Annotated in this window: 20 protein-coding genes and 1 pseudogene; 11 read left to right on the forward strand and 10 right to left on the reverse strand. The window is 69.9% G+C overall.

The genetic code is table 11. The features are described 5' to 3' along the window. Positions 1-353: 353 nt before the first annotated feature. Positions 354-881, reverse strand: coding sequence for a single-stranded DNA-binding protein (locus SLW56_RS00805; RefSeq protein WP_267093838.1), 528 nt, complete (start codon positions 879-881; stop codon positions 354-356). A gap of 281 nt (positions 882-1,162) precedes the next feature. Here SLW56_RS00805 and SLW56_RS00810 point away from each other — a divergent pair, with 281 nt between their 5' ends. Both SLW56_RS00810 and SLW56_RS00815 read left to right on the forward strand, forming a co-directional pair. Then, entirely contained in the window at positions 1,163-2,161 is a 999-nt protein-coding gene (locus tag SLW56_RS00810; RefSeq protein ID WP_150411084.1) for a polyprenyl synthetase family protein, read from the forward strand. Positions 2,162-2,174: 13 nt separating this feature from the next. Next, the gene (locus SLW56_RS00815; protein WP_017913939.1) at positions 2,175-2,438 is read left to right on the forward strand and encodes a helix-hairpin-helix domain-containing protein; all 264 of its coding nucleotides are present in this window, start codon (positions 2,175-2,177) and stop codon (positions 2,436-2,438) included. 206 nt (positions 2,439-2,644) lie between these two features. Here the strand turns inward: SLW56_RS00815 and SLW56_RS00820 are convergent, their stop codons facing one another. The 5 genes from SLW56_RS00820 to SLW56_RS00840 all read right to left on the reverse strand — a co-directional run bounded on the left by SLW56_RS00820 (position 2,645) and on the right by SLW56_RS00840 (position 9,471). Continuing rightward, entirely contained in the window at positions 2,645-3,448 is an 804-nt protein-coding gene (locus SLW56_RS00820; RefSeq protein WP_320694212.1) for a dienelactone hydrolase family protein, read from the reverse strand. A 208-nt stretch (positions 3,449-3,656) separates the two neighbouring features. After that, positions 3,657-5,093 (reverse strand): UDP-N-acetylmuramoyl-L-alanine--D-glutamate ligase, encoded by a 1,437-nt coding sequence (gene murD, locus SLW56_RS00825; protein ID WP_320694213.1) that lies wholly within the window; start codon positions 5,091-5,093, stop codon positions 3,657-3,659. Beyond that, the gene (gene murL, locus SLW56_RS00830; RefSeq protein WP_152243521.1) at positions 5,074-6,429 is read right to left on the reverse strand and encodes a UDP-N-acetyl-alpha-D-muramoyl-L-alanyl-L-glutamate epimerase; all 1,356 of its coding nucleotides are present in this window, start codon (positions 6,427-6,429) and stop codon (positions 5,074-5,076) included. Before murL ends, murD begins: the two co-directional genes overlap by 20 nt. After that, entirely contained in the window at positions 6,426-6,878 is a 453-nt protein-coding gene (locus SLW56_RS00835; protein ID WP_267093833.1) for a hypothetical protein, read from the reverse strand. The genes murL and SLW56_RS00835 overlap by 4 nt, the downstream gene beginning before the upstream one ends. Continuing rightward, positions 6,862-9,471 carry a bifunctional aspartate kinase/diaminopimelate decarboxylase gene (locus SLW56_RS00840; RefSeq protein WP_320694214.1) on the reverse strand — a complete coding sequence of 870 codons (2,610 nt, stop codon included), beginning with the start codon at positions 9,469-9,471 and terminating at the stop codon, positions 6,862-6,864. Before SLW56_RS00840 ends, SLW56_RS00835 begins: the two co-directional genes overlap by 17 nt. A gap of 80 nt (positions 9,472-9,551) precedes the next feature. On the opposite strand from SLW56_RS00840, the pseudogene SLW56_RS00845 reads away from it, so the two are divergent. Together SLW56_RS00845 and SLW56_RS00850 are read left to right on the forward strand one after the other, a co-directional pair. Next, positions 9,552-9,794 (forward strand): annotated as a pseudogene (locus SLW56_RS00845) (PhzF family phenazine biosynthesis protein); the annotation flags it as partial. Between the two features lie 165 nt (positions 9,795-9,959). After that, positions 9,960-10,838, forward strand: a complete 879-nt coding sequence (locus SLW56_RS00850) for a PhzF family phenazine biosynthesis protein (RefSeq protein WP_152237775.1) — start codon at positions 9,960-9,962, stop codon at positions 10,836-10,838. Positions 10,839-10,934: 96 nt separating this feature from the next. Here the strand turns inward: SLW56_RS00850 and SLW56_RS00855 are convergent, their stop codons facing one another. Further along, positions 10,935-11,540: a glycine zipper 2TM domain-containing protein gene (locus SLW56_RS00855; RefSeq protein ID WP_017916410.1), complete on the reverse strand. Its 606-nt coding sequence runs from the start codon at positions 11,538-11,540 to the stop codon at positions 10,935-10,937. A gap of 232 nt (positions 11,541-11,772) precedes the next feature. Next, positions 11,773-12,204, reverse strand: coding sequence for an OsmC family protein (locus SLW56_RS00860; protein ID WP_017910837.1), 432 nt, complete (start codon positions 12,202-12,204; stop codon positions 11,773-11,775). Positions 12,205-12,489: 285 nt separating this feature from the next. Here SLW56_RS00860 and SLW56_RS00865 point away from each other — a divergent pair, with 285 nt between their 5' ends. The 5 genes from SLW56_RS00865 to SLW56_RS00885 all read left to right on the forward strand — a co-directional run bounded on the left by SLW56_RS00865 (position 12,490) and on the right by SLW56_RS00885 (position 15,387). Beyond that, positions 12,490-12,888, forward strand: coding sequence for an HU family DNA-binding protein (locus tag SLW56_RS00865; RefSeq protein WP_026143706.1), 399 nt, complete (start codon positions 12,490-12,492; stop codon positions 12,886-12,888). A 144-nt stretch (positions 12,889-13,032) separates the two neighbouring features. Next, positions 13,033-13,737: a tellurite resistance TerB family protein gene (locus SLW56_RS00870; protein ID WP_017910835.1), complete on the forward strand. Its 705-nt coding sequence runs from the start codon at positions 13,033-13,035 to the stop codon at positions 13,735-13,737. 4 nt (positions 13,738-13,741) lie between these two features. Beyond that, entirely contained in the window at positions 13,742-14,308 is a 567-nt protein-coding gene (locus tag SLW56_RS00875) for a M23 family metallopeptidase (protein WP_152239153.1), read from the forward strand. A 94-nt stretch (positions 14,309-14,402) separates the two neighbouring features. Next, entirely contained in the window at positions 14,403-14,702 is a 300-nt protein-coding gene (locus tag SLW56_RS00880; RefSeq protein ID WP_010342007.1) for a DUF3861 family protein, read from the forward strand. Between the two features lie 88 nt (positions 14,703-14,790). Continuing rightward, on the forward strand, positions 14,791-15,387 hold the full coding sequence (locus SLW56_RS00885; protein ID WP_152181855.1) for a DUF1439 domain-containing protein: 597 nt from the start codon (positions 14,791-14,793) through the stop codon (positions 15,385-15,387). Positions 15,388-15,523: 136 nt separating this feature from the next. Here SLW56_RS00885 and SLW56_RS00890 read toward each other — a convergent pair whose 3' ends face one another. Both SLW56_RS00890 and SLW56_RS00895 read right to left on the reverse strand, forming a co-directional pair. Continuing rightward, positions 15,524-16,069, reverse strand: coding sequence for a type 1 glutamine amidotransferase domain-containing protein (locus SLW56_RS00890; protein WP_150410852.1), 546 nt, complete (start codon positions 16,067-16,069; stop codon positions 15,524-15,526). Positions 16,070-16,166: 97 nt separating this feature from the next. Beyond that, positions 16,167-16,634, reverse strand: a complete 468-nt coding sequence (locus tag SLW56_RS00895) for an SET domain-containing protein-lysine N-methyltransferase (RefSeq protein ID WP_017909663.1) — start codon at positions 16,632-16,634, stop codon at positions 16,167-16,169. A 196-nt stretch (positions 16,635-16,830) separates the two neighbouring features. Between SLW56_RS00895 and SLW56_RS00900 the strand changes: the two genes are divergently transcribed. Together SLW56_RS00900 and sufB are read left to right on the forward strand one after the other, a co-directional pair. After that, positions 16,831-17,289 (forward strand): SUF system Fe-S cluster assembly regulator, encoded by a 459-nt coding sequence (locus SLW56_RS00900; RefSeq protein ID WP_017909662.1) that lies wholly within the window; start codon positions 16,831-16,833, stop codon positions 17,287-17,289. 15 nt (positions 17,290-17,304) lie between these two features. Then, positions 17,305-18,747 carry a Fe-S cluster assembly protein SufB gene (sufB, locus tag SLW56_RS00905; protein WP_017915889.1) on the forward strand — a complete coding sequence of 481 codons (1,443 nt, stop codon included), beginning with the start codon at positions 17,305-17,307 and terminating at the stop codon, positions 18,745-18,747. Positions 18,748-18,806: the final 59 nt, after the last annotated feature.

Below are 18,806 nucleotides of genomic sequence, written 5' to 3' on the forward strand. Positions count from 1 at the left end.
TGCAGCCGGGTCGGCCGGCGTTGAGCGATAGCATGGACTCGGCACGAAAGCCGCGCCAAGGCGTTGCTGAGGCGACTGGGCACGACGCGACGCTGGCAACCGACCCCGTTTTGAAGGCAAGAACAGCAGGGCACTCGCCGCTTGCACGCACGCTCCGCCCCCAATCGCCAGCGGTGAAAAGCACGGTACGTGTGACCACTCCAGTCGACCGATACCGTCTGGCTTCATATCGCCTGCCTTGGAGGACCGGACAGACTCGCGCTAGAAAGGAAAACACCTCGCCAAAACAGAAAAAACCCCGCCAAGCACAATGGCTTGCCGGGGTCTGTTTGCATCGCAGGAACGACGAAAGATCAGAACGGAATATCGTCGTCCGCGAAGTCGTCCATCGGTGCGGACTGCTGCGGGGCCGGCTGCTGCCGGCGCGGCGCGTAATCCTGCCCGCCGCCACCACCGCCACCACCGCCCATGCCGGAGCGTTCCTGGCGCGGCGGCGCCGAGCGCTGCGGACGGTCGCCGCCGCCCATGCCGCCGCCACCGCCCTCGCCGCGGCCGCCGAGCATCTGCATCTCGTCGGCGACGATGTCGGTGGAGTACTTCTCCACGCCGTCCTGGCCGGTGTACTTGTCGTAGCGGATCGAGCCTTCGACGTAGACCGAGCTGCCCTTGCGCAGGTACTCGCCGGCGATCTCACCGAGCTTTCCGAAAAACACCACGCGATGCCACTCGGTGCGTTCCTGCTGGTTGCCGTCGCGGTCCTTGCGCACGCTGGTGGTGGCCAGGCTGATGCGGGTGATGGCCATGCCGGCCTGGGTGTACTTGATGTCGGGATCGTTGCCGAGGTTGCCGACGAGGATGACTTTGTTGATGCCGCGGGCCATGAGCTGCTTCCGTCTGGGGTCTCCGCGGCCAGGGGGCACGCAGAGCGGTAAAGAAGATTTCGGGGAGCAATCCTAACATCGCCGGGCCGGACCGGCCTGCGCCAGGCGCCCGCGGGCGCCCCGGAAAACGCCGCATTGGGCTGTCGGAATCCTGCCGGCACGCCTCCCGCCGGGCGCTGCAAACCCAGGCACGGCAAGCTCTCCGCCCCCTGCCCCGGCCCACAACGGGACGGATGTGGCCGCGCAGCCTATACTTTGCGCACGTTTCCAGTCCTGTCCGCATGAGCATCGCCGAATCCCCCAGCTCCGCCCTGGGCCTGCCCCAGATCCAGATGCTCGCCGCGCCGGACATGGCCGAGGTGGACGCCCTGATCCGCCGCCGCCTGTCCTCGGACGTCGTGCTGATCAACCAGATCGCCGACCACATCGTCTCCGCCGGCGGCAAGCGCCTGCGGCCGATGCTGGTGGTGCTGGCCGGCCGCGCCTGCGGCGCCGGCGGGCCGATGCAGCACCAGTTGGCGGCGATCATCGAATTCATCCACACCTCGACCCTGCTGCACGACGACGTGGTGGACGAGTCGGACCTGCGCCGCGGCCGCAGCACCGCCAATGCGCTGTGGGGCAACGCGCCCAGCGTGCTGGTCGGCGACTTCCTGTATTCGCGCAGTTTCCAGCTGATGGTGGAGCTGGACAGCATGGCGGTGATGCGCCTGCTGGCCGACACCACCAACCGCATCGCCGAGGGCGAGGTGCTGCAACTGCTGCACGTGCACAACCCCGACACCGACGAAGCCGCCTACCTGCGCGTGATCGAGCGCAAGACCGCGGTGCTGTTCGCCGCCGGCACCCGGCTTGGCGCGCTGGCCTCCGGTGCCAGCGAGGCGGTACAGGAGCGCCTGTACGACTACGGCATGCAGCTGGGCTATGCGTTCCAGATCGCCGACGACGTGCTCGACTACACCGCCGACGCCGCCGACCTGGGCAAGAACCTGGGCGACGACCTGGCCGAGGGCAAGGCCACGCTGCCGCTGATCCACGCCATGGCGCATGCCGACGACGTCACCCGCGCGCGCCTGCGCCAGATCGTCGAACAGGGCGACGCCAGCGCGATGCCCGAGGTGCTGGCCGCGATCGAAGCCAGCGGCGGCATCGACTACAGCCGCCGCCGCGCGGCCGACTACGCCGCCGCCGCCGAACGCGCCCTGGACGGCCTGCCCGAGAACGAGGCCGTGGCCGCCCTGCGCGGCCTGGCTCGCTACGCGGTCGAGCGCAGACACTGAGCGCTGCCCGGGCATGATCGCCTTTGACGCCGAGGACCGCGCCGTACTGCTGGCGGTGAAAGGCGTCGGTCCCACCGTGGTCGCGCGCCTGGAACAATTGGGCGTGCATTCGCTGCAGGCGCTAGCCGCCTGCGATGCACGGCAACTCACCGAACAGGCCGCGGCGCTGCTCGGCTCCACCTGCTGGCGCAACAGCCCGCAAGCGCGCGCGGCCATGAGCGGCGCCATCGCCGCGGCGCAGGCGCACTTGCTCAAGCACTCCGCCAAGACACCTTAAGGGCCTATTGGGCCCATTTAGCCGCCATCGGCGCGCAGCCGCGCGCCGGAGGGGTTTGGTGATTCGGGATTGGGAATTCGCAACGGCGGCTTGGTTGACGCCTGAAGCGCTACGGGCTCGCCACACCAACCGATCAGTTGGGCAGCACCGACGGTCCGCTTTTACCAATCCCCAATCCCGCCAAGCGCGCAGCGCGAGGCACCTCCCTACTCCCGCCCGAAGCGCTCCTCGAAGAAATCCTCGAGCATCCGGTAGGCACGCTTGGCCGCACGCGGGTTGTACTGGCAGCCTGGCGGGCTGTTGGCGTCGGCTTCGGCGAAGCAGTGCACGGCACCGCTGAAGTTGACGAACTGCCAGTCGGCGCCAGCGCCGTTCATTTCCTGCTCGAAGGCGGCGATATCGTCGCGGCTCACGCTCTTGTCGTCGGCACCATTGAGCACCAGCACCGGTGCCTTGGCACTGCCTGCGGCCGCCGGGGCCGCCGTGGCCAGGCCGCCATGCAGGCTGACCACGCCGGCCAGCGGCGCACCGGCGCGGACCAGTTCCAGCACCGTGGTGCCGCCGAAGCAGAAGCCGACCGCACCGATCCGGGCCGGATCCAGCGGCGCCTTGCCGGCCTGCGCCTTCAGCGCCGCCAACGCCGCCAACGCCCGCGCGCGCAGCGTGGCCGGATCCTTCTTCAGCGCACCGGCGAACTGCCCGGCCTCGGTATCGTTGGCCGGTCGCTTGCCCTTGCCGTAGACGTCGGCCACGAGCACCACGTAGTCGTCGCCGGCCAGGCGCTTGGCCTTCTCCACCGCGGAGTCGTTGACGCCGCGCCAGTTCGGCACCATCACCAGGCCGGGGCGCTTGTCGTGGTCGGCATCGTCGTAGACCAGCACGCCGCTGAAGGTGTCCTTGCCGACCTGCCACTCCACCGGCTTGGCCTGCATCGCCGCCCAGGCCGGCAGCGGCAGCGCCAAGGCCAGCCCGAGCAGACCGGTCCACCGCAGCATCGATCGTATGCGCATCGCCCTTCTCCCGTGGAAACCAGGCGGCAGTCTAGAACGTGCCATGCACGTCGAGGTGAGGGCGACGGCGGCCGGCGATGGCGATGGGACAAGGCGCACAGCGCCGTCGCATGGCGGCCCGGCGAATGCTTCCGGGCATGCTCTTTCCGCAGCACCCACGACGGACAGCGACATCAGCGCACCGCGTGCGCCGACGCCGCGCCGAGGCTCAGGCGATGCCCAGCCCCGGAATGGCGCTGATCGCATCCGGGTCGAACCCGGCCAGCGCGGCGAAATGGCGGCCGCGCGCCACGTAGTCGCGGTAGGCGCCGAAGCTGGGCGCACCGGGCGACAGCAGCACCACGCCGCCCTGCTCGCCCAGCGCCGCGCGTGCCAGCGCCACCGCTTCCGCCAGGTCGGCCGCGGCATGCAGGCCGAAGCCGGCGTCGGCGGCCAGCGGCGCCAGCAGCGCGTGGATGCGCGGGCCGTTGGCACCCAGGGTGACGATCTCCAGCGGTGCGCCACCGTCGCGCATGTGGCCGGCGAAGTCCTGCCAGTCCAGGCCGCGGTCGTGACCGCCCACCAGCAGCGCGATGCGCCGCCCGCGGAAGCACTCCAGCGCCGCGAGGCTGGCATGCGGGGTGGTGCTGATCGAGTCGTTCACATAGGTCACGCCGTCGCGCGTGCCCAGGATCTGCAGCCGGTTCGGCAGCGGCCGGAAACGATCGGCCGCCGGCGCCAGCGCCGCCGCATCCAGGCCCAGCGCCTCGATCGCGGCCAGCACCGCGCACAGGTTGCCGCGGTTGTGCCGGCCCGGCAGCGGTGCTTGCGCGCTGTCGTACACCGCGCTGTCGCCGCAGTAGACCACCTCGCCGCGCATGTGCCAGCCGTCCTCGCGGTTGAACCAGCGCACCTCGCTGTCGGGCAGTTGCAGGGCCGCCAGTTGCGGATCGGCGGCATTGAGCAGGGCGATGCGCGGCTGCGCATGGGTGACCAGCTCGAGCTTGTCGGCGATGTAACGCGCCTGGCTGCCGTGCCAGTCCAGATGCTCGGGGAACAGGTTCAGCACCAGCGCCAGCTGCGGCCGTGCGCCGCTGCGGGCCACGTCGCCGGTCTGGTAGCTGGACAGTTCGATCGCCCAGTACTGCGGCGCTGGCATCGGCGCCAGCACCTCCAGCAGCGGCACGCCGATATTGCCGACCAGGCCGGTGCGATGGCCGCCGGCGCGCAGCAGGTGCGCCAGCAGCGCGGTGGTGGTGCTCTTGCCCTTGGTGCCGGTGACGCAGACGCTGCCGGGCACCACGCCGTCCGTGCCAGCGTGTTCGGCGAACCACAGCGCGGTGCCGCCGATGAAGCGCGTGCCGCGCGCCGCGGCGGCCTGTGCCTCGGGCCGGTAAGGACTGATCCCGGGCGACTTGATCACCACATCGAACGCGGCCAGGCGCTCGGCGGTGGCCTCGGTCTCGACGTGCAGCGCCGGATCGCCAAGCGTTGCGACCTCCTCGGCTTCGGCCGTCGTGCAGAACAGGGTCAGCGGCGTGGACGCCGGGTCCCGGGTCCCGGGCCCCGGGCCCCGGCTATTGCGCAGCGCGCGGTAGGCCGCGCGGCCTTCCCGCCCCCACCCCCACAGCGCGACGCGCTGCGCCTCAAGCTGCGAAATTCGCACGCACGCGTTCCCACAGGTCGGCCGGGATGCGGTGCTGCGCGTCCAGTTCCAGCAGCGGCTCCACCCGCAGGTCGGCGGGGTCGAGCTGCGGCTGGATCTCGCGGATGAAGCGCGCCACCAGCGCGTCCTCCTTCCATTCCGCGCGTGCCGCCAACGCCGCCATCGCCGCGCGCGACTCGCGGCCTTCGCCGACGCACTCGAACGGCTTGTGGTCCTGAAACTCCAGCAGCGCATCGAAGCCGCCGGCCTGGCCGGCGTCGTCGAGCAGGTTGCGGCCGAAGATCCGCACCAGCCGCGTCTTCGGCATGAACGGCGCCAGCGCCAGGAACACGAAATGGCACTTCGGGCAGACCCCGCACCAGCGGTGCGCCGGGCGCTCGCCGAGGATGTGGAAATTGCGGTTGCAACTGGAGAAATGCGCGTCGTAGTGATCGGTCTTGGCGAACTGCCGCGCCACCGCCAGTTCCGACAGCGGACGCAGCAGCGAGTAGTAGCGCAGGTCCGCGGCCACATAGCGCTGCACCTGCTCACCGAACGCCTGCTCGAAGGCCCAGCCCTTGGACCACTGATGGTTGACCTCGCCGGTGCCGGCGATCTGGCTGCCGTAGCTGGCCGAGTGCTCGTTGGAGAACACCACCTGGCCGGCGTCGTGCAGCACCGCGGCGAACACCAGGATCGCCGAGTTCACCGCCGTCACCGGAATATGGCCGTTCCACGCGCCCTGACGGTTCAGCTCGAACAGTTCCGGCGCCAGCGTGCGGCCGATGTTCAAGGTCGGCAGCCCGGTGCGCTCGGCGCAGGCGCGGATCAACTGCGAGCCGCCGATCCAGGTCACCGTCTGCGCCACGCCGGCCGCGCGCAACGCCTCGATGCTGACCAGCGAATCCTTGCCGCCGCCGATCGCCACCAGCGCCTGATCGCGCAGCCCCAGCGCCGTGGCGTCGGCCGCCTCGGCGTCCGCGGCCGGGAAGCGGATGCGCCCGCGCAGGTCCAGGCCGTTGCGATAGGCGAACTCGCCCAGGCCATGCAGGTACACGCTGTCCAGCAGCGCGGCGGTCTCGGCATCGATGGCGTAGTCGTCGATGACGATGCGCGGCGGCACCGCCGCCTTGTAGTAGCTGACGCCGGCGATCAGGTGCAGCAGGCGCAGGGCGCGCTGCGCCGCCTGCGCGCGCGCCGGGTCGAGCGCGAACGGCGCGCCGGGCACGGTGATGGTCTCCACCAGCTCCGGGCCGTCGTCGAACGCATAGACCAGGCGCGCCACGCCGCTGTCGGCGTCGAAGCCGCAGCGCACGAAGCGGAAGGTGGCGATCTGCTGTTTGTCGAAAGCGGTCATGGACGTCCTGCAAGCACACGGGTGTGCCGCAAGTAGCGGCGGCACAGAAGAAATTCGAGCATCGAAAACGGCAAGGCGGCCCACAGCAGCGGCAGGCAGCCGAAGACGAACGCCATCAGCAGCAGTTGCCAGTGCTCTCCGGCCGGCACCGACGCGGCGGAGGCCAGCACGGCGACCAGCACATACAGCGCCAGTGCCGGCACGTAGGCCAACGCGGCCAGGAGCGAGGTGCGCAGGGCCAGCGCGCCAGTGCTCGCCGCGGGCCCGCGGCGCTGCCAGCGCACCGCCAGCCATGCGCCGATGGCAGCGGCGGCCAACGCCGGCAACGCCCACTTCAGGCTGTCGGTCCACGGCAGCGACGTACCCGACTGATCCACCGCGGTGGCAGCCACCATCGCAAGCGCGCCGGCCGCGGCGCTGCCCGCGACGAATTCAGTCTGCGTGCCCATCGATCGCCTCCTCGCGGGGCAATTCGCGCTGGTTGTAGGTGCTGGCCATGCTGTAGCCGTAGGCGCCGGTATCGGCGATCAGCATCACGTCGTCGGGCGCGGTGCCCGCCGGCAGGCGCCGGCGCTTGCCGAACACGTCGCTGGATTCGCAGATCGGCCCGACCACGTCGAACACGGTCTCGGCCGGCTGTTCCAGGCGGCTCAGGTTCGCCACGTCGTGCCAGGCGTCGTACAGCGCCGGGCGGATCAGCGTGTTCATGCCGGCATCCAGACCGACCCGACGGATGCCGTCCTTCTCGATCACCTGGGTGGCGCGGGCCAGCAGCACGCCGCACTCGGCGACCAGGTAGCGGCCCGGTTCGATCGCCAGGCGGAACGCCGGATGCACGGCCTTGGCCTCGGCCAGGCCTTGGGCGAAGGTGTCCAGGTCGAACGGTTCGTCGTCGGCACTGTACGGGATCGGCAGGCCGCCGCCGATGTCGATGACCTCGACGCTGCCGATGCGGCGGGCAAAGCCGGCCAGTTCGTCGCACATGCGCCGCCAGTGCTGCGCGGTCTCCACGCCGCTGCCCAGGTGCGCGTGCAGGCCGACGATGCGGATGTCCAGCGCGCGCGCGGCCTCGACGAACTCGTCGACGCGGGTCGCCGACAGGCCGAACTTGGAGGCCTTGCCGCCAGTGTTGACCTTCTCGTGGTGGCCGTCGCCATGGCCCAGGTCGATGCGCAGCCACAGGCTGCGGCCGCGGAACAGCTCCGGCCAGCGCTGCAGCGCCTCGACGTTGTCCACGGTGACGGTCACGCCCAGCGCGAACGCGGCTTCGTACTCGGCGCGGGGCGCGAAGCTGGGGGTGAACAGCACGCGGCGCGGCGACAGCTCCGGCACGATCTCGAACACCCGGCGCAGCTCGCCGTGCGAAACGCACTCCAGGCCAAAACCCTCCTCGACCAGGGTCTGCAGGATCGCCGGATGCGCGTTGGCCTTGATCGCGTAGTAGCGCTGGTCCACCGCGGCGATCGCCTTGAGCGCGCGCGCGCGCTCGCGCAGGGTCGGCAGGTGATAGACGTAGCGCGGCGTGCCGGCCTCGGCCAGACGCAGCAGATGCGCGCGCTCGCCCTGCCACCACGGCACCGGCCGCGGCCGCACCGTGCCGGCGATCTCGCGCCAGCGCGGGCCGAACACCTCGGTCTCTTCCACCGGCATCGCGCCACTGTCGATCAGCTCGGCGTGCAGGATCGGCAGCAATCCGTCGGCGTCGGTCTCGTCGATGACGAAGGTCAGGTTCAGGTCGTTGGACGACTGCGAGATCATGTGCACGCGCTCCTTGCCGAACGTGGCCCACACGTCCGAGAGCTTGTGCAGCAGCGAGCGCATGCCGCGCCCGACCAGGGTGATCGCCGCGCACGGCACGATGATCTTGACCCGGCAGATCTCCGCCAGGTCAGCCGACAGCGCGGCCAGCACGTCGGTATTGACCAAATTCTCGCTCGGGTCCAGCGACACGGTGACGTTGGTCTCGGCCGAGCCGATCAGGTCCACCGACAGCCCGTGCTTCTTGAACAGCGCGAACACGTCGGCCAGGAAGCCGACCTGCTGCCACATGCCGATGCCTTCCATCGACACCAGCACGATGCCGTTGCGGCGGCTGATCGCCTTGACCCCGGGCACGGTGCGGGCGTTGCCGTCGATGCTGGTGCCGGGCAGCTCCGGGCGCTCGGTGTCCAGGATCGCCATCGGCACGCCGCCGTCGCGGCACGGCTTGATCGAGCGCGGGTGCAGCACCTTGGCGCCGGTGGTGGCGATTTCCTGCGCCTCGTAGTAGTCCAGGCGGGTCAGCAGGCGCGCGTCCGGCACCTCGCGCGGATTGGCGCTGAACATGCCCGGCACGTCGGTCCAGATCTCGACCCGGCTGGCGCCGAGCAGCGCGCCGAAATACGCCGCCGAGGTATCCGAGCCGCCGCGGCCGAGGATGGCGGTGCCGCCGTCCTCATGCCGGGCGATGAAGCCCTGGGTGATCAGCATGCGCGAGGGCTGGGCGACGAAGCGCGCGCGCCACTGCGGATCGGACTGCCACTGGCACGATACCGACAGGCGCCGCGACCAGGCGCTCTGGTTCGGCTGCGGCGGCAGCGCGTCCAGCCATTGCCGCGCGTCCATCCAGCCCATGTCCAGGCCGTTGGCACGCAGGTAGGCCGCGCCCAGGGTCGAGGACAGCAACTCGCCCTGCCCCAGCACCTCGGCCTGCCAGTCCAGCGTGCGCTCGGCGGCGCGCGGATCGGCGAGCAGGCCGCGCAGCGCCGCCAGGCGTTCGCCCAGCACCGCCTCGGCATCCAGCTCCAGTTCGGCCAGGAACTCGCGGTGGCGCTGCTCCAGCGCGGCCACGCGCTGCGCGCTGTCGGCGCTGCCGTCGGCGATCGCGGTCAGTTCGTTGGTGACCCCGGACAAGGCCGACACCACCACCAGCACCCGCGCGCCGGTCTCCTCCGCGCGTTTTTTCGCCAGCGTCCCAATCGTGTCCCAGCGATGACGACGCGACACCGAAGTGCCGCCGAACTTGAGGACGATCCAGCGATCGACAGGAGAGGAAGCTGACATGGAGTGGGGGTGTCTGGAATGTGGGGAAAACGCCTGCATGCGCGGGCGGAACCCCCGATTCTACTGCCAACCGAGCGCCGATGAGCGAGCGCCGCTACCTGCACCTGGACGTCTTTTCCGCCAGCCCGGGGCCTGGCGTGGCGCTCGATGCCGCCGACCTGGACGCACCGCGCATGCAGCGCCTGGCGGCGTGGCTGAACCTCTCGGAGACGGTGTTGCTCCTGCCGCCGGAGGCGGGCGCGGACTACCGCATCCGCATCTTCACCCCCAAGGGAGAACTGCCGTTCGCAGGCCACCACAGCGTCGGCGCGGCCTGCGCGGCGGGCGCTACGTGCCAGCCAGGGACGCGAACTCGGGCGCGACGGCCGCGTCGAACTCCAGGTCGATGGCGAAGAGCTGTGGAGCGGCGGTCTGGTGCAAGCGGTGATCGCTGGCAAGATCGCTTGGTAAGCTCCGGCCTCCCCCACCGCAGTCCGGAGTTCCCCCTCATGGCCGCACGCCGCTTCTTCCAGGTCGATGTCTTCTCCGCCCGCGCCGGCAACGGCAATCCGTTGGCCGTCGTGCTCGATGCCGATGGATTGGACGCCGCCACGATGCAGGCCATCGCGCGCTGGACGCGCCTGCCGGAAACCACCTTCGTGTTCGCGCCGACGCGGCCGGATGCCAGCTACGGCCTGCGCATGTTCAGCCCGCAGAAGGAAGTGCCGTTCGCCGGCCATCCCAGCGTCGGCACCGCGCACGTCGCGCTGGAAGCGGGCATCGCCAGCCCGCGCGACGGCGTCCTGACCCAGGACGGCATCGCCGGCCTGCTGCCGCTGCGGGTCGACGTGGATGCCGGAGTGCGCAGCATCGCCATCCGCACCCCGCGCGCGCAGGTGGCCGAGATCGCCGATGCCGCGGATCCACGCCTGCAGGCGGCGCTGCGCGGCTGGACGCTGGGCGCGCTGCCGCCGGTGCGCATGGACGGCGGCCGCTGCTGGTGGCTGGTCGAAGTGGCCGACGAAGCCGCGCTGCGCGCGCTGGCGCCGGACTGGGATGCGATCGCCGCCCTGGCCGAAAGCACCGCCAGCATGGGCGTGTTCGCCTACGCGCGCGCCAGCGGCCAGGCCTATGCAGTGGCCGTGCGCGCCTTCGTCGGCAACGGCCGGCGCTTCGAGGATGCGGCCTCCGGCGCGGCCAATGCGGTGCTGGCGGCATGGCTGGATCACAGCAAGGCCCTGCCCGGCCAGGGTGGCCGCTACGTCGCCAGCCAGGGCCGCGAGGTCGGCCACGATGCGCTGCTGACGCTGTGCGTCGACGAGGCCGGCGAGGTGTGGTCCGGCGGACAGGTGCAGACGGTGATCGAAGGCCACATCGACTGGCCCTGATCGCCGGCCGCCGCCCCGCACCGCGGGCGCGAACGCACGCGCAAAAACAAAGGGCGCCTCGCAAGGAGGCGCCCTTTGTTTTAGTCGGGCAATACGTCAGTCGGGCAGGACGTCGACACGGACGCGGATGCGATCGCCCGGAGGCGAGGCGGTGCGGGTGTGGTAGTAGCGGCCGCCGTATTCGTAGGTCACGTCGTAGCCGTCGACGCGGTCGTAGCGTTCGGTCCGATACGACACCGGGTCGCATTCGCGGACCACGCCGCCGCCGTAGCCGCCGCCGTAGCCGCGGGTATTGGAGTCGTAGATCGAGCGGCCTGCCAGGCTGCCGAGCATGGTGCCGACGGCGGTGCCGACGAAGCGGCCATTGCCGCCGCCGACGCGGCTGCCCAGCACGGCGCCGGCGATGCCGCCGACCACCGACGAGGCGGTGCGGCCGCCATCGGTACCGCGGTAGCCGTAGTCGCTGGCGTAGCTGCCCGAGGCCGGGCGGTCGTAACAGCGCTCGGTGGTCTCGCGCGGACCGTTGACCTGCACCATGATCGGATCGGCGCGCACCACGCGCGCATATTCGTAGGTGCCGGACGCGTAGCCACGGTCGCGGTAGTCGTCGTAGCGGGTGTAACCGTAATCCTGCGCGGCGGCGGAGCCGATGACGCCGACAGCGAGCGCAGCGGTCAACAGACGGGTCGAGAGCTTGTTCATGGCGATGGTTCCAAGCGCGTGGATCGCGCGACTGCATGCTCGATCCGATGCGGTGAAACCAGACTGAATAGGGACGGCTGTGGCGCGCACATTTAGTGGCGCGACAGCTAGCGATCGATCGAGCCACGCGGGACGGTGCAGAGGCGCAACGCGTCTGGCCTGCCATCGGTAGCGCCGCAGGTGCGCCGCACGCGCGCGGCCCGGCATGCCGCCGGGCCGCGCCGGGGATTCCTCAGCCCAGTTCCGCTTCCAGGCTGATCGGCACCGCGCTCAGCGCCTTGGACACCGGGCAATTCTGCTTGGCGTCGTCGGCCACTTCGCGGAAGCGCGCGGCGTCGATGTTGGGCACCACGGCCTTGACCTTCAACCGGATCTGCGAAAGCTGGGGGCCGCCTTCCATCGACAGGTCGACATCGGCGCGGGTGTCCAGCGCGGTCGGCGGGAAGCCGGCTTCGGTCAGCTTGGCCGACAGCGCCATGGTGAAGCAGCCGGCGTGCGCGGCGGCGATCAGTTCTTCCGGATTGGTGCCCTTCTCGTCGCCGAAGCGGCTGTTGAACGCATAGCGGGTGTTCTCCAGCAGGCCGCTCTGCGGCGTGTTCAACCGGCCCTGGCCGGTCTTGAGATCGCCTTCCCAATGCGCGGTGGCGTGACGCGAAATGCCCATGCGAGGCTCCTGTCGGTGAGTGGAGCGCGGACCATAGGGGAGGCGGCGTTACGGGCTTGTGCTTCCGCGCGAAGGCGGCGGCGGCGCGCGGCAGCGAAAATGCCCTGGCGCATCGCCGCGGATGCGCCGGCATCGGCGCCGTCCTCGGCAAAAAAGGCGTCGGTCGCGGCGAATATTCGCGTTTTTTGCTTCCGGCCTATTGGCGCGGCGTAGCACATGCCCTACATTTCGCCATGCCGACGGGGTCGGCGCGACCCAAACCACCAAATACGGAATCAGGACATCATGGCAAAGACCGCAAAAAAGGCTGCCCCGAAGAAGGCAGTGAAGAAGGTAGCGACCAAGGCTGCCGCCAAGCCGGCCGCTCCCAAGCCGATCAAGGACGTGCTGAGCAAGTCCGCGCTCGTCGCCCACATCGCCGAAACCAGCGGCGTGATCGCCAAGGACGTGCGCGCCGTGATGGCCTCGCTGGAGCACGCCGTGGCCGGTTCGGTCAGCAAGAAGGGCGCTGGCTCGTTCACCCTGCCGGGCCTGCTGAAGATCACCGCCGTCAGCGTGCCGGCCAAGCCGAAGCGCAAGGGCATCAACCCGTTCACCAAGGAAGAGCAGTGGTTCGCCGCCAAGCCGGCCACCACCAAGCTCAAGGTGCGCCCGCTGAAGAAGCTCAAGGACGCCGCGCTCTGAGCAGCGTCGCCTGATCCAGGCAAGCACACCGACGAGACGGCCCCGGCCGTCTCGTTTTTTTTTGTGTCTGCTGCGCATTTGGGTTGACGGCCCGCTAAGGCGACGGCCGCTATACCGGTGATTCCCTTCGACAGGATCACCTGCATGAAACTACAGGGCTTTCTCGACCAACTGCTGCAATCGGCGCAGGGTGCCGCCGGCCAGGCCATGGGCAAGACCGGCACCGCCGCTCCTGCCGCACCGGCGCACGCCGGCGCCGGCGGCCTGGGCGGCCTGCTCAACGCCGACTTCGGCAAGGGAGCCCTCAGCGGCGGCGCACTCGGCCTGCTGCTCGGCAAACACCGCACCACCCGCAAGCTGGCGACCTACGGCGGCCTGGCCGCGTTGGGGCTGATGGCCTATCGCGCCTACGGCGACTACCGCCGTCAGCAACTCGGTGCCGCCGCGCCCGAACCGCAGACCCTGGACCGGCTGCCGCCGCTGGACGTCGAGCAGCACAGCCAGGCGGTGCTGCGCGCGCTGGTCGGCGCGGCCAAGGCCGACGGCCATCTGGACGAGCACGAGCGCCGCCTGATCGAAGGCGAGTTCGCCCGCCTCCACGGCAACGATGCCGACGTGCAGCAGTGGCTGCATGCGGAACTGGAAAAGCCGCTGGATCCGGCCGAGGTGGCGCGCGCGTCGACCAGTCCCGAGATGGCCGCGGAAATGTACCTGGCCAGCCTGCTCGCCGCCGACGAACAGGGCTTCATGGAGCGCAGCTACCTGGACGAACTGGCGCGGCAGCTCGGCATCGACGACGCCCTGAAGCAGCGCCTGCAGCAACAGGCGGCCGCCCTGCACGCGGACTGAGCAGATGGCCGCGACGCCCACGCTTTCGCCAGCGCAGCGCCTGCGCCGCGACGTGCTGCGTGCGGCGTTGCTGGCTGCGCTGGCGCTCGCCGCCGCCTGGGCCTGGCGGCATCCGTGGGCGCAGCGCCTGCGCGTCGGCTGGGAGTTGGCGCGCGCGCCGGCGCCGACGGCCCTGCACATGCCGGTCGAAGGCGTGGATCCCCGTCGCATCGCGGCCACCTTTGGCGCGCCGCGTGGGCGCGACCGCCAGCACGCCGGCGTGGACATCTTCGCCAGACGCGGCACGCCGGTGGTGTCGGCGACGCGCGGCATCGTCGTGGCCATCGCCGACCGCGGCCTCGGCGGCCGCCAGGTCTGGGTGCTGGGCCCAGCCCGGCAGCGGCACTACTACGCGCACCTGCAGGCGTGGGCACCGGGGCTGCAGGTGGGCGACCTGGTGCAGCCCGGCGACCCGCTGGGCGCGGTGGGCGACAGCGGCAACGCGCGCGGCACGCCGCCGCACCTGCACTATGGCGTCTACGCCGAGGGCGGCGCCTACGATCCGCTGCCGCTGCTGCGCGCGGCACGCTGAACGGACGCACTGGAACAGAGCGTCGCGAGCGACAGGCTCGTGGTGCCGCTCGCGCGCGCCTATCTTGGAGGCACACCCCGCGTGCGCCACTGCCATGACTGCCTCCCAACGCTATCGCGTCACCGTCACCCCGATCCAGGACGACGGCCTGCCCTGCCAGGGCCGCTGCACCATCGAACTGGAGGCGCGCTGTCGGCAGGACTGGATGCGCCTGCTCGAGGCGGCACAGCGCCAGCCCGGACTGCGCGGCGACGAGCGCGCCGCGCTGATCGTCGGCACGCAGTTGCTGCGCGGCCTCGGCGAGCGCAGCGAGGGAGAGGCGCGTGAACTGCTGGCGCCGCTGCAGCCGGCGCTGGACGCGCTGCTGGCACGGCTGGCGCTGCCGGCCGCCTGAGCGATGACCCCGCGCCGCCGGTTCCGCTAATCGCGCATTCACCGGCCACCGTTATGGTGAATTCCTCTCGTTCGCCCAGGGCTTCCCGATGATCTTCCGCAAGTTCACCCTGCGCGCGGCGGCGCTGCTGGCGCTCGCCGTCGCCACCCAGGCCCAGGCCGAGCCGACCATCCAGGGCCATCAGGTCAGCGTCGGCGCCGCCGACGTGCAGCATTACCTGGACAGCAGCTTCCCGCAGACGCACAAGGCGTTGGGCGGGCTGCTCAAGATGACCGTCCGCGACCCGAAGCTGAGCCTGCCGCCGGGTGATCGCCTGAAGATGCAGTTCGACCTGAGCATGGCCACCGGCGGCGGCGCGCCGACGCCACTGGGCCAGGTCCTGCTGACCAGCGCGCTGCGTTACGACCAGCAGAGCCAGAGCTTCCACCTGCAGTCCCCGACCATCGATGATTTCCGCCCGGCTGCCAATGGCGGCAAGCTCGACGCCAATACGCGTGAGCTGCTCAATGCCTGGCTGGAGGACTACGCGCGCAAGGAGCCGATCTACAAGCTCGATCCGCGCCTGACCGCGATGCTGGGCGATGTGCAGATCCAGTCGGCCGGCGTGGAAAACGGTTCGCTGGTGGTGCGTTTCAACCAGGACATCGGCAAGCTGGTGCCGGCGGGCATGCTTCCCGCGCAGTAACCCACGCGACGTCCGGGGTGCGGCGGCAGCCGCCACCAGCAGCGCACGTAGAAACGGCGGCCTCGGCCGCCGTTGCTGTTTCTGGTGGGCTCCCGCATCCGCCACCATCGCGGCGGCGAAGGCGAATCGCCAGGCCTCAGCCCAGCGCCTTGGCCACCGCCTGCGCGAACGCCGGGATGTCGTCCGGCTTGCGGCTGGTGATCAGGTTGCCGTCCACCACCACTTCCTGATCCTCCCAGCGCCCGCCGGCATTGGACAGGTCGGTCTTCAGCGACGGCCACGAGGTCACCTGGCGGTCGCGCACCAGCCCGCTCTCGGCCAGCAGCCACGGGCCATGGCAGATCGCCGCCACCGGCTTGCCGGCGCTGGCGAAGGACTGGATAAAGGCGATCGCCGTCGGCTCGGTGCGCAGGCTGTCCGGGTTGATGACGCCGCCCGGCAACACCAGCGCGTCGTAGTCGCCGGCCTGGGCCTGCTGCAGGCGCTTGTCCACCGGCACGCTGTCGCCCCAATCCTTCTTGTTCCAGCCGCGAATGCTGCTGGCGTCGCCCGGCGCGATCACGTCGACCTGGGCGCCCCAGGATTCGAGCAGGCGCTTGGGTTCCTGCAGTTCCGACTGTTCGAAACCGTCGGTGGCCAGGACAGCCACCTGCTTGCCGGCAAGGGAAGGCATTGCGCTCATGGGACACTCCTCGAGTAGGGGAGCCCCACCGTAGAAACGCGCCGGTGGCAGTGCCGTGAACCGCGCGTCGGCGCGGCGTGCACGGCTGGACGCGACCTCAGCGCTTGGGCTGCAGCATGGTGCCGGTGCAGTTCTTGGCGCCGCAGCGGCATTCCCAGATCTTCTTCAGCCGCGGCGTGTGCCGCTCGGCCAGGGTGATGCCGTAGTTGTAGGTGAGTTCTTCGCCGGGCTTGATGTCGCGCAGCGCCTCGATCACCACCTTGTCCTTGCGGCGGTCCTCGCCCTCGGCCTCGACGATCACCGCCTCGCAGTTCGGCGCGCAGCTGTGGTTGATCCAGCGCGCGTCGTTGCCCTCGTAGTTGGCGTCGATCACGTAGTCGTCGCTGAGGGTGAACAGGAAGGTGTGCCCGGTCTCGACGTCGCCGGCCTCGTCGCGATCGACTTCGGCGTGGCTGCGGCGGCGGCCCTTGTACTCGATGACCCGCTCGCCTTTCTTGAGCGGCAGCACGGCGAACACGCCGTTGCCATGGATGCGGGACTTGCGGGCGGCGATCTTGCGGGGCATGCGGCGATCCGGACAGGAAAGCCTAGATTCTGGCGCACATCGCCCGCGATCCCAAGCCCGCGCCTCCCGGTCCGGCGACCGCGGCCGCCGCGATCCCCGAATCGCCGCGATCGAAAGAAAAGATGAATGGCCCGGTTGGACGCTGCGGCGCAAAAGAGTACAATTTCGGTCCGCATTGAAAAACCACCGCGTCGCCATGCTCCGCGTCACCAAGCTCACCGATTACGCCACCGTCGTGCTGACCGTGCTCGCCGCGCGTCCGAACGAAGTGTTGAGCGCGACCGAACTGGCCGAACAGGCCGGGCTAGAGCCGCCCACGGTCAGCAAGCTGCTCAAGCCGCTGGCCCAGGCCGGCCTGGTCGAGGGCCTGCGCGGCGTGCGCGGCGGCTACCGGCTGGCGCGTCCGGCCGACGCCATCACCCTGATCCAGATCGTCGAGGCGATGGAAGGCCCGCTGGCGATCACCGAATGCAGCCACCACGGCAGCCAGTGCAGCATCGCCCAGACCTGTGGCGTGCGTTCCAACTGGCGGTTGATCAACGACGTGGTCGCCGACGCGCTGCGCGGCGTGACCCTGGCGCAGATGCTCCACCCCCTCCCCCCCTCCGGCGATCCGAAACGGCGTTCCATTGCCGTGCGGTTCGCGACCACCTGACCTGTAGGCAGCCCCATGGCCACCGAAAACGCTGAAATCCTGGAACGGCTGGGACGTCGCTACGACGCCGGCTTCGTCACCGACATCGAATCCGATTCGTTCCTGCCCGGCCTGAACGAGGACGTCGTGCGCGCCCTGTCCGTGAAGAAGGACGAGCCGGAATGGATGACCGAGTGGCGCCTGGCCGCCTACCGGCACTGGCTGAAGATGCCGATGCCGCACTGGGCCAAGCTGGACATCGCGCCGATCGACTTCCAGGCGCTGAGCTACTACTCCGCGCCCAAGGGCCCGAAGTACGCCTCGCTGGACGAGGTGCCGAAGGAGCTGCTGGACACCTACGACAAGCTGGGCGTGCCGCTGCACGAGCGCGCCAAGCTGGCCGGCGTGGCGGTGGACGCGGTGTTCGACTCGGTCTCGGTCGGCACCACCTTCCGCAAGGAACTGGCCGAGAAGGGCGTGATCTTCTGCTCGATGTCCGAGGCGATCAAGGAACACCCGGAGCTGGTCAGGCAGTACCTGGGCAGCGTGGTGCCGGTCGGCGACAACTTCTTCGCCGCGCTCAACTCGGCGGTGTTCTCCGACGGCAGCTTCGTGTTCATCCCCAAGGGCGTGCGCTGCCCGATGGAGCTGAGCACCTATTTCCGCATCAACGCCGGCCACACCGGCCAGTTCGAGCGCACCCTGATCGTGTGCGAGGACAAGGCCTACGTGTCCTACCTGGAAGGCTGCACCGCGCCGATGCGCGACGAGAACCAGCTGCACGCGGCGGTGGTCGAGCTGGTGGCGCTGGAAGACGCGGAGATCAAGTACTCCACCGTGCAGAACTGGTACCCGGGCGACGAGGAAGGCCGCGGCGGCATCTACAACTTCGTGACCAAGCGCGGCGAATGCCGCGGTGCGCGCAGCAAGATCACCTGGACCCAGGTCGAGACCGGCTCGGCGATCACCTGGAAGTACCCGTCGTGCGTGCTGCTGGGCGACGACTCGGTGGGCGAGTTCCACTCGGTGGCGCTGACCCATCACCGTCAGCAGGCCGACACCGGCACCAAGATGATCCACGTCGGCAAGCGCACCAAGAGCAAGATCGTCAGCAAGGGCATCAGCGCCGGCCGCGGGCAGAACACCTATCGCGGCCTGGTCAAGGTGGAGCGCAGTGCCGAGGGCGCGCGCAACTACACCCAGTGCGACTCGCTGCTGATCGGCAAGCAGTGCGGCGCGCATACCTTCCCGTACATCGAGGTCAAGCATCCGACCGCGACCGTCGAGCACGAGGCCACCACCTCCAAGATCAGCGACGACCAACTGTTCTACTGTCGTGCCCGCGGCATCGACCAGGAGAACGCGGTGTCGATGATCGTCGACGGCTTCTGCAAGCAGGTGTTCCGCGAACTGCCGATGGAGTTTGCGGTGGAAGCCAAGAAGCTGCTGGAAGTCTCGCTCGAAGGCTCGGTCGGCTGACGCCTTTCCTTCTCCCTCTGGGAGAAGGTGGCGCGAAGCGCCGGATGAGGGTACGTGCG

It is taken from the genome of Xanthomonas sp. LF07-6 (genome assembly GCF_034105445.1).
GTDB lineage: Bacteria > Pseudomonadota > Gammaproteobacteria > Xanthomonadales > Xanthomonadaceae > Xanthomonas_A > Xanthomonas_A sontii.